This is a genomic window from Nonomuraea sp. 3-1Str (genome assembly GCF_031570565.1).
Classification (GTDB): domain Bacteria; phylum Actinomycetota; class Actinomycetes; order Streptosporangiales; family Streptosporangiaceae; genus Nonomuraea.
Map to the genome: position 1 here is coordinate 285,607 of NZ_JALHBK010000001.1, position 14,089 is coordinate 299,695.

The following is a 14,089-nucleotide window of genomic DNA, read 5'->3' on the forward strand; positions in this document are numbered from 1 at the left end:
CAACTGCAAGCGGGTCGGCACGCCGGCCCTCATCACCCGCGACCGTGAACTGCTGGAGGCTGTGGTTTCGGCATGAGACGACTCCTGGTCCTGGCGATGGCCCTGACCTTGACCGCCTGCTCGCAGGCGCCCGCCGTTCGACAGGCCGAGCAGCAGCCGCAGGCCGGCTTCCCGGTCACGATCGAGAACTGCGGGCGCAAGCTCACCTTCGACAAGCCGCCCGCCAAGGTGGTGACCGGCTACCAGCCCGCCCTGGAGACCCTGCTCGCCCTCGGCCTGGGCGACCGGATCGCCGGGCGCACGAACTTCTCCGAGAGCGCGTTCCTGCCGGGGCACAAGGAGCTGTACGACAAGATCCCGGAGATCTCCGACACGATCATGCTGCCGCAGAAGGAGGTCATGCTCGCCCAGGGCGCGGACTTCGTCCTGGACAACGCGATGGCCGGCTTCGACTCCGCCGGCGGTCACGCCACCGTGGACGAGCTGAACGCGGCCGGAGCCCCGGTCTACATCCTCGGCGGCTGGTGCAGCCCCGAGCAGGTGCTCGAGTTCACCATCGACAAGACCTTCGCCGACCTGCGCGACCTCGGCGCGATCTTCGGCGTCCCCGACCGCGCCGACAAGCTGATCAGCGAACTGCAGGGCGAGCTCGCCGACGTCAAGAAGCGCGTCGCCGGCCGGACCCCGGTCAAGGTGCTGGCCACCGACGGCGGCAAGGGCCCGGTCAACGCCTACGGCGGCGCCGGGCTGACCCACCAGATGATCACCCTGGCCGGAGGGGTGAACGTGCTGGCCGACGTCAAGGGCGACTACACCGAGGTCAGCGCCGAGAAGATCAGCGCCGCCCAGCCCGACGCGGTCCTGGTCAGCGACTACGCCACCCTGCGCGGCGAGAAGACGCCGAGCTCGCCGGCCAAGGCCGCCGAGACTCTCGCCATCGCCAGGAACAGCCCCGCAGCCAAGGACAACCGCTTCCTCGCGCTCCCGGTGGCCGCCCAGCACCCCGGCTACCGCAACATCCTGGCCGTCACCGAGATCGCCCGTTTCCTGCACCCGAACGCCTTCACCCAGTGACCAGCACAACCCAGCAGAACCCGGCACAGACCGCGCTCCTGCCCAGGAACCGCCGCGCGAGCCGGTTCCTCGTGCTCGTCGCCGTGCTCATCGTGGCCGTCGTCGCCTCGACCTGGCTGGCGGTGAGCATCGGCGCGGTGCACGTCGCCCTGCCCCAGGCCTGGGGCATCGTCGCCGACCGCCTCGTCCCCGGCCTGGTGCCGCGCACCTGGACCTCGGTGCAGGAGCAGATCGTCTGGGAGTTCCGGTTGCCCCGCGCGCTGCTCGCGCTCCTCGTCGGGGCCGGACTGGCGGTGGTCGGGGCGGTGCTGCAGGCACTGGTGCGCAACCCGCTGGCGGACCCGTTCCTGCTCGGCGTCTCCTCCGGTGCCTCGTTCGGAGCGGTGCTCGTGTTGATCCTCGGCGCCTCCGCGCTCGGCGGGCTGTCGCTGTCGGCCGCCGCCTTCGCCGGCTCCCTGCTGGCGCTGGGGCTGGTGTACGTGCTGGCGCAGCGCTCCGGACGGATCACCCCGTCCCGGCTCGTGCTGGCCGGGGTGGCGCTGGCCTACCTGTTCCAGGCCGCCTACAGCTACGTCCTGCAACTGGCCCAGAGCGGACGGGCCGCCCAGCAGGTGCTGTTCTGGCTGATGGGCAGCCTCGGCGGCGCCCGCTGGCACATGCTGCCGCTGCCCGCCGTCGTCCTCGCGGCCGGGGTGACGTACCTGCTGCTGCAGCACCGCCCGCTGAACGCGCTCGCCGCCGGGGAGGAGACGGCCGTCTCGCTCGGCGTGAACGTCAACCGCTTCCGCCTGACCCTGTTCGTGCTGACCTCGCTGCTGGTCGGCGTGCTGGTGGCCACCAGCGGCGCGATCGCGTTCGTCGGCCTGATCGTGCCGCACGCCGCCCGGCTGCTCGTCGGCGCCGACCACCGCCGGGTGCTGCCCGTCACCGCCCTGCTCGGAGCGGTGTTCCTCCAGCTCGTGGACGTCGCCGCCCGCACGGTCAACGCGCCGCAGGAGCTGGCGCTCAGCATCGTCACCGCGCTGTTCGGCGTGCCGTTCTTCCTGTGGCTGCTGCGCCGCCGCTCCGTGGACCGGGCGGTGAGCGTCACGTGAAGCTCGACCTGCGCGGCGTGTCCGTCGCGCTCGACGGCCACCCGATCGTCCACGAGGCGGACCTGCTTGTGGATGACGGCGAGTTCGTGGGACTCGTCGGACCGAACGGCTGCGGCAAGTCCACCCTGCTCCGCACCGTCTACCGGGCGCTGCGCCCCGCCGCCGGGCTCATCACCGTGGACGGCGACGACGTGCACCGGCTGCCCGCCCGCCAGGCCGCCCGGCGCACCGCCGTCGTCGCCCAGGAGGCCCCGGCCGACCTCGACTTCACGGTGGCCGAGATCGTCTTCATGGGGCGCACCCCGTACAAGGCCGACGCCCTTGTGGACGAGGAGCTGGCCGCGCGGGCGCTGGACCGCGTCGGCATGGCCGGCGCCGCCGAACGCGTCTTCGCCACCCTGTCCGGCGGCGAGAAACAACGCGTCCTGCTCGCCCGCGCCCTCGCCCAGCAGACCCGCCTGCTCCTGCTGGACGAGCCCACCTCCCACCTCGACATCCGCCACCAGCTGGAGATCCTGCACCTGGTCCGCGAGCTGGGCATCGCGACGCTGGCCGTCCTGCACGACCTCAACCAGGCCGCCGCCTTCTGCGACCGCCTCTACGTCATGAACGCCGGCCGCATCGTGGCCGGCGGACCGCCGGAACAGGTCCTCAACCCCGACCTGATCTGCCAGGTGTACGGCGTGCGCGCCGTACACCGCACCCAGCTCGTCTTCGAACGGCTCAAGGAGGAGCAGTGATCCCCCGGCTGCCGGCCTTGTCGCCCCAGGTCCGGTTCGGGCGTCTTCGCCGGTCAGGGCGCGGGCTCGATCGTGTGGCCCGTCGTCGCCTCGTCCTCGACGGGCCACCTCCAGCGTCGACGCCGCCAACGAGGCCGCCACCCAGCACGCCCTCGACACCCTGTCCGGCGGCCGGTCAACGCTCGTGATCGCCCACCGTCTGCCCACCGTCCTAGCCCGGCCGGCGATCGTGGTTCGGAGTGGATCGGCTGGTCGGCGACGTCCGATGATGGCGATGGCTGACCGGACGCGGATGATCTGGATGTGCGCCGGTCCAGCCGAGGGACGGTCAGAAGCGGCCACCAGTAGGTCATGTTCGTGATCTCTGGACCCGGTATCTCCTGCGGAGGAAGACGTCGGGCTGGAGGGATCAGGAGCCGCGGGAGTCGGGGAAACCGATCCAGCGCAGCAGGATCAGCCGGGCGTCGGCGGGTGCGTTGTCGTGGTCGGCACCGAAGCGGTGCACCAGTTTCAGGTACTCCTCGTGGAATTCCTTGAGCTGTGCCTTGGTCATGAAGGTGCTGGCGCGGGAGCCCTGCTGCCAGTCGCCGTCCTCGTCGCGGTTGTGGGCGAAGGCTGACAGCAGCCGTAGGTCCTCGGCGAGCTGGGAGTCGCCCAGTCGCTCGGCGAGGTCTTGTTCGGCGCCGGTCAGTTCTTCGCGGGCGGGCATCCGCCGGTCGGCTTTGACGACGTCCCACCAGCGCTCCCGCCCCTTGGCGCGCTCGCGCAGCTCGGTGACGAAACCGGTGTCGGACAGCATGCGCAGGTGGTAGCTGGTGGTCCCGGTGTTCTGGCCCATGGCTTTGGCCAGCGTGGTCGAGGTGGCCGGGCCGTGATTGGCGAGGTGTCTGAGGATCTCTCGCCGCAGTGGGCTGGCGAGCGCCTTCATCGCCGCCGGGGTGTGCATGACCGGTTCCGTCGACATGTGACCAGCCTAGCCGTACCGAGACAGTTATGCAGAAAGAATCATGCAGAGAAAAACTTGCAGAAAAAATTCTGTAAGACTAGGGTCGGCGTCCATGAACGGGAAACGAGTCGCCGGGGTGTCCTTCGTCACCGCACCACTGCTGGTCGTGGCCGGCTGGGCTCTGATGCGTCTGGGCGGTGCCGGTGGCCAGGAACCCGGCTGGACCCTGGCCCACATCGCCTGGGTCCTCAACAACGTCATGTACGCGATCGTCTGCGTCGAGCTGTACAGGCGTGCCAAGGACACCACCTCGGGAGGGCGGCTGCTGGCCACCGGCTCGCTGATCGTCGGTGTCATCGGCGCGGGCTGCCTGCTCATCCAGATGGTGATCGATCTGGTGGTGGGCTTCTCCACCGACAACCGCGCCGACATGCGGGCCTTGAGCGGCCAGATCCACGACCTGCCCGGGGTTCAGGCGGCCATCTACGACATCGGGCCGGTGCTGCTGTTCCTGGCGCTGATCGTGCAGGCGATACACCTCGCGGCGCAGGGCAGGGCCACCGTACTGTTCGCGATCCTGGTGACTGCGGCGGTACTGGTCAACGGCGCCGAGCTGCTGGTGGAGATCCCGTTGCGGCTGGCGCAGGCCGGATCGGCGCTGATCCTGTGGCTGGCCTTCCTGCGGACAGGACGGGAACTGTTGCGCGGCACATCCGACCCGGCCCGGACGGCGACGACGACCTGGGCGACGCTCGCCGGGTGGGCACTCATCCTGGCGCCGGTGGCGCAGCTCGGCGGCTGGACCTTGATGAGGTTCGGCGGCAACGAAGGAGTGGAGCCATGGGCGACGATCGCGCATGCGGTGTGGCTCATCGGTTTCGTGCTGCTGGCCATCGCCTGCGTCGAGCTGTTTCGCCGGGTCCGAAGCCGCGGTGCCGCGCAGCTCCTCGCCAGGGTGAGCCTGGCGGTGGCACTGATCAGCGTCACCGCCTCGATCGCCGAGATGCTCGTCGACCTGTACGTCCTGTCCACCACCGACAATCACGCGCAGCTGAAGGCCCTGGACCAGCAGATCCGAAGCATCCCGGCAGCCGAGCCGATCCTGTACGGATTCGGCACCCAGCTTGTCTACCTCGGGCTCCTGGCCCTGATCATTCAGCTGGCCGTCCTGAAGCGAATCAGCGCTACGACCCTGATACTCGTCCTGACCACCCTGGCCCTGTTCATCAGCTACGAAGTGCTGGACGGGCCCGGCCGCCAGGCCCTCATGCCGTTCGCGGTCCTGTGCATGTGGCTGGCCCTGGCGCCCCTGGGATGGCAACTGCTGAAGCCGGTGGCCCGGGCCGCCGACGCGATCACGCCGTAGCGGTTCCGGGGCCTGATGGTCCACGACCATGTACCGAACCCGGCTCTGTGCCGGCTGTTTCATGACATTGAACGTGGCAGGGTCTCCAAAGGCGCTCGGAACCCCGTCCGGAGACGGCGGCACCGAGTCTTATCGGCCGGCCCGCGCCAAGGCCCAGCACGACGGCAAGCCTTGCCCGCCCTGCCCTGCGTCGATCGAGACGAGGGCATCGGCCCCCTCGCTCCCCGCCCGCGCAGCCCCAGAGCGCAGGATGACTCAGTGATCATTGCCCGGCTCCATCGGGCGATCGCTGACATGACGAGCCGGACGGCGAGGTCGCGCAGGCTGAGGTTCTGGCCGCGCAGGTGCAGAGCCATGGAGAGCATGTTCTCGTCGGTGACGGCGGCGCCGCCGATGGCCTTGCCGCAGGCGCACCCTCAGACGTGCCAGAGGGTGGCGATCTGCCGAGTGGCCAGCCGGGACGGCACGGCCCGCAGCGACAGGTCACGCAACCACGCGGAGATCCCGGTCCGGGACGTCAGCCGCGACTGCCTGGCCGCCCCCAGCATCATGCGGTTGGCGCGGGGCCTGCGCTCGGCGTCATAGCGCAGGAGCCGCTCGACGGCGTCCGCCGGCCCGGCGCCGCTCAGGTGGCGGGTCAGTACGGCAGCGTCCTCGAATGCCTGGCTGGAGCCCTGGCCGAGGTCGGGTGACATGGCGTGCGCGGCGTCGCCGAGCAGCGCGATCCTGTCGACCGCGAACGAGGGCAGGGGCTCGGCCAGGCGCGCGATCGGGTCGACATAGATGTCCTCGGGCGGCGTGGCCCCGATCAGTGCCGTGACGAGGGGATGCCAGTCGGCCATCAGGGACAGCATCTCCCGGCGCGCCTCCTCCGCGCCGGGCGGCGGGCCGTGCAGGAGGGAGTCGGTGAACCAGTACAACCGGTCCTCACCGACGGGGAACAGTCCGAACATCGCCCCGTTGCGGCGGTCGACCAACTGGCTGAGGAGCAGGTCCGGCGCCAGGCCGGGAGGGCGGGGCAGCATGCCGCGCAGGTCCATCCGGCCGGTCCGCCGCAACCCGGGGTGGCCGGGGAAGAGCTGCGCACGCAGTCGGCTGCCGCTGCCGTCGGCCGCGATCACGGCGTCCGCTCTCGCGACGGGCGCGCCGTCGCTGATCACCGTCACTCCGGTGGGGTCAGGCTGCAGGCGCTCGACCGGGGTCGCGGTTCGCACGAGGTCGGGCGGCAGCGGGGCGCGCAGAGCTCTGTGCAGCTCCGCTCGATCGATCATGGCGGGCGTCCCGATCCCCTGCTCCACCTGGGCCAGGTCGGCGATCAAGAGCGGCCTTCCATGCCGGTCCCGTAGCCCCCCGCTGGTCGCGTGCATGACGCGCCTGCGAACGTCCTCGGCCAGCCCCAGGTCGTCCAGCGCGCGAAGCCCGTTGGGCATGACCACGATCCCCGTGCCCTTCTCCCGGAGCTCGGCGCCCCGTTCGAAGAGCGTCACCTCGTGGCCCTGGCGATGCAACCCCACCGCGGCCGCCACCCCTCCGAGCCCAGCTCCGACCACCGCGATCCTCATGAGGCCTCCCGCTCATACACTACGCACGTACTAGTACGGATATTGGTAACATGGTCATATGCCGCCCACGAATCCGGCCCGCCGCCAAGCCCTCGCCGACGCCGCCATCGACCTGCTGGCGTCGTCAGGCGCGCACGGGCTGACCCACCGCGCGGTGGAGAAGGCGGCGGACCTGCCGCCGGGTACGGCCTCCAACTACTTCCGCAGCCGCGAAGCGCTCCTGGTGGCCGCCGCCGAGCGCATCCTCGATCTGCACCACGCCGACACCGACCGGGCCGTCGAGCGGCCCGCGACGCTGGCCGACATGCTGACGGAATCGCTGCTCACCGCGGCGACCACCCTGCGCCGCCGCTATCTGGCGATCTTCGAACTGCAACTGGAGGGCGCCCGCCGACCGGCGCTCGCAGCCGCGCTGGCGGGCCTGAAGGACACGTCGATACAGGTCACGGCCGGCCACCACGACCAGCTCGGCCTGGCCATCCCGCGCGAGCGGATCCCCGCCATGATCACGCTCTACGCGGGCGCGCTGTTCACCCTGGTCAGCGCGCCGCCGGGGAGCGTCACCAGGGATGTCGTACGGGACGTGGTTCAGGTCATCGTGCACGGCTGCACGGGACATGCCGAGCAGCGGCCGTGACCCGCCGGCCCCGTCACGCCGAGGCGGGAGAACTCCAGCGGATCAGCCGGATAGCACCCGAGGTAGCGAACAGTCACGAGCTGGGGAGCGAAGATGACCATCGCGCCCGGCAGGCGGACGGTGTCCTCGCGGGGCAGCGGTTCGGGGGCGGCAACCCCCGAGACCACAGATCGCACGATCACTCCAACGCTGACCTTCACGCTGCCCAGAACCTAGCCGCGCATTAGCCGCGGATGGCCGTAGCCCGCCGTCGATGACCATGGACAGCGGGACACAACGGGAGAGCTGCTGACCCGACCGCTGACCCTGCGTTCCTCGACCCCGGACTGGGCACCGGCTGAGGACGCCCGATCTGCCCAGGCGGCTGGTAACTCCCGGGAATCTGATGCGACGGTGTAGGGGGGTAGTTCAGCCGAGCTGCCGGGTGATCGTCGGGTCGGTGATCGCCGTGTCGTCGGCCAGGAGGAACGCCTTCGAAAGGACCAGCGACAGCGTCCCCCCATCGTCCTCGAACGGCAGGAACACCGATCCGGCCGCGCGCCCGCTCGCCGGGACGATGCACAGGTACGCGTCGTTGGGCTCCATCAGGATGTTCGTCGACCCCAGATGGATCTTGTACGTCTTCAGATCACCCCGGACAAGAAGAAATCTGTCGGTCAGCTCCACCCGGGAGGCGATCTTCAGTTTCGGCAGCAGCCGCGCCAGCACCTCGCGCCGGATCTTGGCCGTCTCGGTCAGCTCGCCGAAGCCGTGGGAGCGCCAATAACCTTCGTGGCCGATCAGCGCCTGGTCGTCGCGGGCGACCGAGGCCACGCCCACGGCGAGGTCGGCCTCGCGGAGGATCTCCGACAGCACCAGCGGCGGCAGATCGGCCATCGACGCCGGTTGCCCGTCGCGGTGGAAGGTGATGCCCTCGGTGGCGCACAGCATGGCGGTCTCGGCCCCGGGGACGGAGACGGTGTGCATGGCCCATCGGGCCTGCCAGCCTGCCAGGTCGCGCACCACCTCGCCCTGGTCGCCGCCGTTGTCGTAGCCCCAGTTGCCGATCGACCGGCCGGTCCAGCCGCGCTGGCCCAGCAAAGTCCGGGCCTGGCCGTAGCGCAGAATGTGGCCGGCGAAACGGTTGGAGAAGGTGCCGGCCCGCTCCTCGGCGGGGGTCAGCAGGTAGATCTCGCGGAAGACCTGCTTGAACGGCTGGCGTACACCACCTTCGAGAAGATGGTCGCGCCACGCCGCCACCTCGTCGGCGGTCGCGTGGATCGGATGCCACAGGCCTGCCACCGCGTCGGGGGCGGGGCTGTAGCCGGCCAGTTCCCAGCCGTCGGAGGTCTTGACCGGCAGGGCCGCCGGGCCGCCGGCGATCTGCCAGACCAGGGTGCGGGCGTAGGGGCCGGTGACGGGATGGTCGAGGAAGTACTCGCTCACCTCGCGCCAGCGCCACGTCCGTTCATGGACGATCGCCTGTTCCAAGCGGGACCGCACGGCCGCCTGCGCCAGCTTGAGCTCCTTCACGATGGCCCGCAGATCGGACAGCTCCGCGCGCAGATCCTTCGGCAGCGACTTGACGGTCTTGCCGGCGGCGTTCATGTAGCGCAAGGCGGGCACGTCGGCGGACAGCCTGACCCGGTAGTCGCCGATCTTGTCCTCGCGGACGCCGCCGGTGTCCAGGCCGAAGGTGGGGACCGTCCGATCGAGCAGTTGCTCGCGGGTCAGCCCGTTCTCGCCGGCCACCGTGTCGAGGGCGAGGCTCAGATTCCTCTGTACGGACCTCGCGCGCACCTTCGCCTGGATCCTGGACAGCGGGACGATCACGTCGAGGCCGCCCCTGCGGGCCAGGACGCCGACGGCGGCGTTGGTGACGGGTTCGCAGCGGCACGTGGAGCCCATCCCGTTGCTGCCGGTGCCGCAGGTCATCGCGACGTCGGTGACGAGCGAGGTCACCCAGCGCTCGTCGATGACCTGGCAGCTCCACAGGATGCCGCGCACCAGGACGATGGTGTCTTCCCTGAGGAAGACCTTGTCCCGCCACTCCTCGTGGTCGTAGTGGACAACCCAGTCTCCGCCCCGGTAGGCCGCCAGCCGCGTGAGTAGCTCACGGACCAGCGCGATCGCGCCGGGGGTGAGCATCCGCGCGGCGTCCCTCAGCCACCGGGCGCTGGGTCTGGTCGAGCGGGCGGTGTTCCAGTGGCGGAACAGCGGCAGCACCTCGACCAGGCGCGGGCCGTACTCCTCGGCCAGCATGCGGGCGAAGTGGTCGGTGTCCCCGATCTCGGTCCGGACCACCCCGGCCGGGCCGTGCTCGGCCGGTTCGGTGAGCAGCTCGGCAACCTGCTCGGCCAGGAGCGCCCGTGCGTCCTTCAGCCGCGGCCCCGCCGTCAGCCAGCGCAGCAGGTCCCGGCGCCGCTGGTAGTCGAACCGGCGGGCGGCCGCGAGCGGGATCCGGAACAACTCCTCGTAGCGGGTGTGCCCCTGCCGCACCCAGTACCCGGCTCGCTCCATCAGGTGGTGCGCTTCCCGGTAGGAGAAGTCGATGTCGCGCTCGGCCACCGACCGGACCACGCGCAGCACCCGCTCGTCGTAGTCGTGGCCGCCTTCGGGCCCCAGCCAGAGTTTCATCTGCGCGTAAGTGCCGTAGATCCGCCAGTCGACGCCGGGGCCGGGCTCGAATCCCTGCTCAGTGAGCTCGTCGAACCGCTGGTAGGCGGCCCTCGTGGCCGGATCCAGGTAGTCCCATCCGCCCGCTGACGTCATCACACGGCTCCACTCATGCCCGGAAACGCTGGGTGATCATGGATACCAGCCGGAGCCGACAGATTCCCCACGCCATGATCCGAGACATGTAAGCGAGAGATCAAAGCACAACAGAGATCATTCTGTTAGGACCTCTTAGCGGCTTGACACGCAGATCAGATCCGGGGACGTGCCCAGCATCCGGCATCAAGATGAGCCAGAGCCGAAGACCCGTACAGTCCCGAAGAAGGCGGACGGCGGGAGCCCGCAACTTCCTCCGCCGAGGCTTGTTGAAAGTACGCCCCATACTCGGCAGGCCAGTCAGCCTGTGCTGCGCACCCGCTTACGCCGGGCTGGCGTGGGCGGCCAGGATGCGCCACCCGTGCTCGTTCGTATGAACCCACGTCCGCGTGTAACTCATCCGTCCGGCGAACGGCGTTCCGGCGACGCTGCCTTCCAGCGTGCCGAGGAAGCAGGTGACGCCGGTGTCCCCCACAACGAGCACGGTGAGGTCTTCCTGGAGGAGTTTCGTCAGGACCAGTGTTCGTGAGCGGTGGTTGTGGAGATCGAGCTGCTTGGCATCCGGGTGGCACTGGTTGTCCGGCGGTCCGGTGAAGACGAGCCGCTCGTCGAGCAGCCGGTCCAGCTCTTCGACGTCTCCGGCGAGCTGTGCCGCCTGCAGGCGCTGTTCGGCCTTGGCCAACTCGTCAATGAGGGTGGTGTGGTCCGCCATGAGGAACCCTCTCCAGCGATCAATCCCGCGCGAAGTGAACAGAGTACAACAGGTTGAATTCGTAGAGTCGGCCGCGTGATCACTCTGGTCCGAGGGTCAAGCCTGTCCGTTCCAGGCATCCATTGATCAGGTGCGGGCGGTACTGGATCTTCTTTAGCTTGCGCTTGATGATCCGGCCTGAGCCCCTGCCCTGCCTCAGGGTCTCTAGATAGTCGGTACGTACTTCGGGCACGGACCTGGCCCGAGGTGGCCTCGACAAAAGCCACAGACCGGCGGCTGGGAGGTCAAAGCCGGGCGGGTGCTGTCGGACGCGAACGCCAAGCGGCTGCGCACCGCGGTCGAGATCCTGCGCGAGGTGCTGCGGCCGCCGGCATCCCGCTCGACCATGATGAGACGAAGCTGCCGCACCAGGACGAGGAGAACCCGCCTCCCCCGCCGTCGATCATGCCCGACTCGACGGCGCCGTCAGCGATGCCGAACGAGCTGAAAGAAGTCACTTCCGCGGAGATCAAGGCCGGGCTGGACATCCTTGCCGAGGTGTCCGCGTGGTGACCATCCTCAAGCGTCTGGCCAGCCGCCAGCGTCACATCGGTCAGCTCCGCCGGCAGCTCGACGCCGCCCGCCAGGAGGCGCGCACGGCGGTCGAGCAGTCGGAGGAGGTGCGGGCTGACCTGGGCCGCGCGTACGAGACCATCACTCGGTTGACGGGCCGGTTGAGGCGGTGGACGCCGACCGGCTACGCGCCGAGAACGCCGACCTGCGGGTGGAGAAGGCGACGCTGCGCGCCCGCAGGGAGGGCCCTTCCCCGGGAGGAGTATCTGCGCGAGAGGCAGACCAACGCCGTCCTGGTAGTTCCTCCACTCGGGTCCGTGTCATGAGCCGCAAAGCAGAGCGTTGCGGAAGGCCACAGCGGGTGACGGCTGCGGTGCCCGACTCCGGGTTCCGGTCTGGGCGTTCGGGATGAGTTCGGGGCTCGCCCCGCCCATCCAGGCGGCAGGCGATCCCGGTTTCCGGGCGGTGCGTGACCCGGCACATCCGGCTCCCTTCACACAAGGACCCATCCTCCTCGGCCCCGAAAAGCCGGCACCTCGAAGCTGACCGCTCCGGTTCCGCGCGAAGGCGCCCTTCCCGCGGAACCGGGCCTGTCACGTGGCGGTACAACGCCGCTCGCTGCGGGCAACTTCCCGCTCGAGGAGGACACCCCCGTAGGTAAGCGGCGGGGGCGGGCCCCGCCACCACCCATTGGGGGTCAGGATGCGTCAGCCGCTTAGAGGACGTCCCTCCACTTGGACAAATCCGTGCCCGGCGGGCTCGTTTCGTAGATGCCCTTTCTGCGGGTGGGCACGGCTTCGCCGGACAGTTCGACCTGGTCGAAGCGCCACTGTTGGTTGGCGCCACCGAGGGCCGCCAGCACGGCCTGGTGGTTGCCGTGGCCGTCGGACAGGACGGTGGCGACCTTGTCCTCATGCGGGCGCGGCCAGATCATCCCCCCGCCGGAGTTCCACTGGGTCTGGCCCTGCACACCCCAGCCGATCAGGCCCAGCCCGACCGGCTGGGAGAAGCCGTCCAGGGGGCCGACGTGGAGGGTGAAGGTGCTGCGGATGTCCTTGTTGACGTTGACCAGGTGCCAGTCCTCGTCGCCGTAGGTGTTCTTGATCTCGCTGAAGAACCACACCTCGCCCCGGTGGCCCGTGGGCGTGCGGAGGGTGAGGACCTGGTCGTTGGTGTGGGAGTAGGGGATGTAGCCCTCCTCGCCGGTCCAGCGGTCCTGTGCCTTCTGGGCGCCGTGGGTGGTGCCCCCGTGTGCGGCGGCCAGGCACAGCCCGGTGCCCTCGTTGACGATGCGGAAGAACTTGCCGGATGGGAACGCGTCGCTCACTTCGCTCCTTGAAAATGATCCATGACTCATAGTGACGAATCGGGGGGCAGCCGACCCTCTCGCTAATGTTACCCAGAGTGACATTTTATCTACCTAAAGTTCATCCCAACGGGCTTCTCCCCGCTGCACCGCCCACATAGCGGACTGGGCGTACAGCATCACCTGGTGAGCTGCCCGGTCGGGTTGGTCGCGGAATTCGGTGATGGTGTCGGTGAAGAACTGCTGGAGGCGCTGCTCGTGGTTGGTGTTGCGGAAGCCCGGCGGCGCCTTGAAGACCTCCACCTCCGCGGCGAGCTGCTCGGCGCGGGCCTGCGCGAGGATGCGCGCATCGTGGGGGCAGCTTGCCGACGCGCTGCACCGTGATGGTGTACCGCTCTCGGGCCTCGCCGGTCGGGGGTGCAGGGGGATGGTGATGGAGTGCAGGAGTTCGGGGTGCGTGTTGGCCGCCGGGGGAGTTCGTACTCCGACTCGGCGTAGTTGACGGCGTCGCCCAGCGTCGACTGGGCGAAGTACAGCCATGTGGCGGCGATCTCCTCGGGCGGCACCATGCGGAGGGTGACGCGGGTGCCGTCGACGGAGATGCCGCCCAGCATGGTCTGGTCGGCGAGCCGCTCAGCTTCGGCGTCGATGTCGATCACGGCGAGACCCGCGTTGGCGAGTTCCTGCATGACGGTGTCGCCGAGACTGCGGCCGGGCCGGTCCATGACGTCGGGTCCGAGTTCGGCGATGAGCGTCCGGTTGATGATCTCGGCGACCTGGTTGGACGTCGGTGTGGGGTCACGGCGTGTCCTCCCTGGGGGCGTAGCCGGGCACGAGGCGTGCCAGGAGGTCGGGGAGTTCGTCGGGCTTGGCCAGCACCTCGCGGGCCTTGGAGCCCTCGCTAGGGCCGACGATGCGGTGGGATTCGAGCAGGTCCATGAGTCGTCCGGCCTTGGCGAAGCCGACGCGTAGCTTGCGCTGGAGCATCGAGGTGGAGCCGAACTGCGTGGTGATGACGAGATCGGCGGCCTGCACGAACAGGTCGACGTCGTCACCGAGGTCCTCGCTCGGCGCGGCGGACGCGGGGGCGGGGGTGAGCTGGTCGAGGGGCGGCGGTGTGCTGGCGGCGCGGGGCCTTCCAATGCGCGACGATCTCGGCGATCTCCTTCTCCGAGACGAACGCGTTCTGGACGCGTATGGGTCGTTGGGCGCCCATCGGCAGGGACGGCGAAGGCCAGCCGGGAGGGGACGTTGGCCTTGATGAGGCCGGTGACGACGTCCACGGAGGGCCGCTGGGTGGCGATGACAAGGTGGATGCCGGCGGCGAGGGCGAGCTGCGTGATGCGGAC

General features: G+C 69.5%; 12 protein-coding genes and 1 pseudogene. 6 read left to right on the forward strand and 7 right to left on the reverse strand.

What is annotated here, in order from left to right; genetic code table 11:
* Nucleotides 1-72: 72 nt before the first annotated feature.
* Genes MTP10_RS01605 through MTP10_RS01615 form a run of 3 tightly spaced genes read left to right on the forward strand, consistent with a single transcriptional unit; the run spans nucleotide 73 to nucleotide 2,908 of the window.
* The gene (locus tag MTP10_RS01605) at nucleotides 73-1,074 is read left to right on the forward strand and encodes an ABC transporter substrate-binding protein (RefSeq protein ID WP_310707121.1); all 1,002 of its coding nucleotides are present in this window, start codon (nucleotides 73-75) and stop codon (nucleotides 1,072-1,074) included.
* Nucleotides 1,071-2,168 (forward strand): iron ABC transporter permease, encoded by a 1,098-nt coding sequence (locus MTP10_RS01610; protein ID WP_310707122.1) that lies wholly within the window; start codon nucleotides 1,071-1,073, stop codon nucleotides 2,166-2,168. The genes MTP10_RS01605 and MTP10_RS01610 overlap by 4 nt, the downstream gene beginning before the upstream one ends.
* Nucleotides 2,165-2,908, forward strand: a complete 744-nt coding sequence (locus MTP10_RS01615; RefSeq protein ID WP_310707123.1) for an ABC transporter ATP-binding protein — start codon at nucleotides 2,165-2,167, stop codon at nucleotides 2,906-2,908. The genes MTP10_RS01610 and MTP10_RS01615 overlap by 4 nt, the downstream gene beginning before the upstream one ends.
* Before the next feature lie 409 nt (nucleotides 2,909-3,317).
* On the opposite strand, the gene MTP10_RS01620 is transcribed toward MTP10_RS01615, so the two are convergent.
* Nucleotides 3,318-3,872: a helix-turn-helix domain-containing protein gene (locus MTP10_RS01620; protein WP_310707124.1), complete on the reverse strand. Its 555-nt coding sequence runs from the start codon at nucleotides 3,870-3,872 to the stop codon at nucleotides 3,318-3,320.
* 94 nt (nucleotides 3,873-3,966) lie between these two features.
* Between MTP10_RS01620 and MTP10_RS01625 the strand changes: the two genes are divergently transcribed.
* Nucleotides 3,967-5,220, forward strand: coding sequence for a hypothetical protein (locus MTP10_RS01625; RefSeq protein WP_310707125.1), 1,254 nt, complete (start codon nucleotides 3,967-3,969; stop codon nucleotides 5,218-5,220).
* A gap of 416 nt (nucleotides 5,221-5,636) precedes the next feature.
* Here the strand turns inward: MTP10_RS01625 and MTP10_RS01630 are convergent, their stop codons facing one another.
* Nucleotides 5,637-6,782 (reverse strand): FAD-dependent monooxygenase, encoded by a 1,146-nt coding sequence (locus tag MTP10_RS01630; protein WP_310707126.1) that lies wholly within the window; start codon nucleotides 6,780-6,782, stop codon nucleotides 5,637-5,639.
* A gap of 58 nt (nucleotides 6,783-6,840) precedes the next feature.
* Between MTP10_RS01630 and MTP10_RS01635 the strand changes: the two genes are divergently transcribed.
* The gene (locus MTP10_RS01635) at nucleotides 6,841-7,419 is read left to right on the forward strand and encodes a TetR family transcriptional regulator (RefSeq protein ID WP_310707127.1); all 579 of its coding nucleotides are present in this window, start codon (nucleotides 6,841-6,843) and stop codon (nucleotides 7,417-7,419) included.
* Between the two features lie 408 nt (nucleotides 7,420-7,827).
* On the opposite strand, the gene MTP10_RS01640 is transcribed toward MTP10_RS01635, so the two are convergent.
* Together MTP10_RS01640 and MTP10_RS01645 are read right to left on the reverse strand one after the other, a co-directional pair.
* On the reverse strand, nucleotides 7,828-10,170 hold the full coding sequence (locus MTP10_RS01640) for a DUF4132 domain-containing protein (protein WP_310707128.1): 2,343 nt from the start codon (nucleotides 10,168-10,170) through the stop codon (nucleotides 7,828-7,830).
* A 322-nt stretch (nucleotides 10,171-10,492) separates the two neighbouring features.
* A complete protein-coding gene (locus tag MTP10_RS01645) occupies nucleotides 10,493-10,882 on the reverse strand; it encodes a nuclear transport factor 2 family protein (RefSeq protein ID WP_310707129.1) in 390 nt (129 codons plus the stop codon).
* Between the two features lie 545 nt (nucleotides 10,883-11,427).
* Here MTP10_RS01645 and MTP10_RS01650 point away from each other — a divergent pair.
* On the forward strand, nucleotides 11,428-11,760 hold the full coding sequence (locus MTP10_RS01650; protein ID WP_310707130.1) for a hypothetical protein: 333 nt from the start codon (nucleotides 11,428-11,430) through the stop codon (nucleotides 11,758-11,760).
* A 389-nt stretch (nucleotides 11,761-12,149) separates the two neighbouring features.
* On the opposite strand, the gene MTP10_RS01655 is transcribed toward MTP10_RS01650, so the two are convergent.
* The 3 genes and pseudogenes from MTP10_RS01655 to MTP10_RS01665 all read right to left on the reverse strand — a co-directional run.
* A complete protein-coding gene (locus MTP10_RS01655; RefSeq protein WP_310707131.1) occupies nucleotides 12,150-12,761 on the reverse strand; it encodes a hypothetical protein in 612 nt (203 codons plus the stop codon).
* Between the two features lie 93 nt (nucleotides 12,762-12,854).
* On the reverse strand, nucleotides 12,855-13,043 hold the full coding sequence (locus MTP10_RS01660) for a hypothetical protein (RefSeq protein WP_310707132.1): 189 nt from the start codon (nucleotides 13,041-13,043) through the stop codon (nucleotides 12,855-12,857).
* Between the two features lie 495 nt (nucleotides 13,044-13,538).
* Nucleotides 13,539-14,089: pseudogene (locus tag MTP10_RS01665) on the reverse strand (DNA translocase FtsK); the annotation flags it as partial.

What these genes read in the sequence shown, in the direction of transcription:
- MTP10_RS01635 (WP_310707127.1), top strand. Translation starts at nt 6,841, where the DNA reads ATGCCGCCCACGAATCCGGCCCGCCGCCAAGCCCTCGCCGACGCCGCC.
- MTP10_RS01625 (WP_310707125.1), top strand. Translation starts at nt 3,967, where the DNA reads ATGAACGGGAAACGAGTCGCCGGGGTGTCCTTCGTCACCGCACCACTG.
- MTP10_RS01620 (WP_310707124.1), bottom strand. Translation starts at nt 3,872, where the DNA reads ATGTCGACGGAACCGGTCATGCACACCCCGGCGGCGATGAAGGCGCTC.
- MTP10_RS01605 (WP_310707121.1), top strand. Translation starts at nt 73, where the DNA reads ATGAGACGACTCCTGGTCCTGGCGATGGCCCTGACCTTGACCGCCTGC.
- MTP10_RS01645 (WP_310707129.1), bottom strand. Translation starts at nt 10,882, where the DNA reads ATGGCGGACCACACCACCCTCATTGACGAGTTGGCCAAGGCCGAACAG.
- MTP10_RS01630 (WP_310707126.1), bottom strand. Translation starts at nt 6,782, where the DNA reads ATGAGGATCGCGGTGGTCGGAGCTGGGCTCGGAGGGGTGGCGGCCGCG.
- MTP10_RS01640 (WP_310707128.1), bottom strand. Translation starts at nt 10,170, where the DNA reads ATGACGTCAGCGGGCGGATGGGACTACCTGGATCCGGCCACGAGGGCC.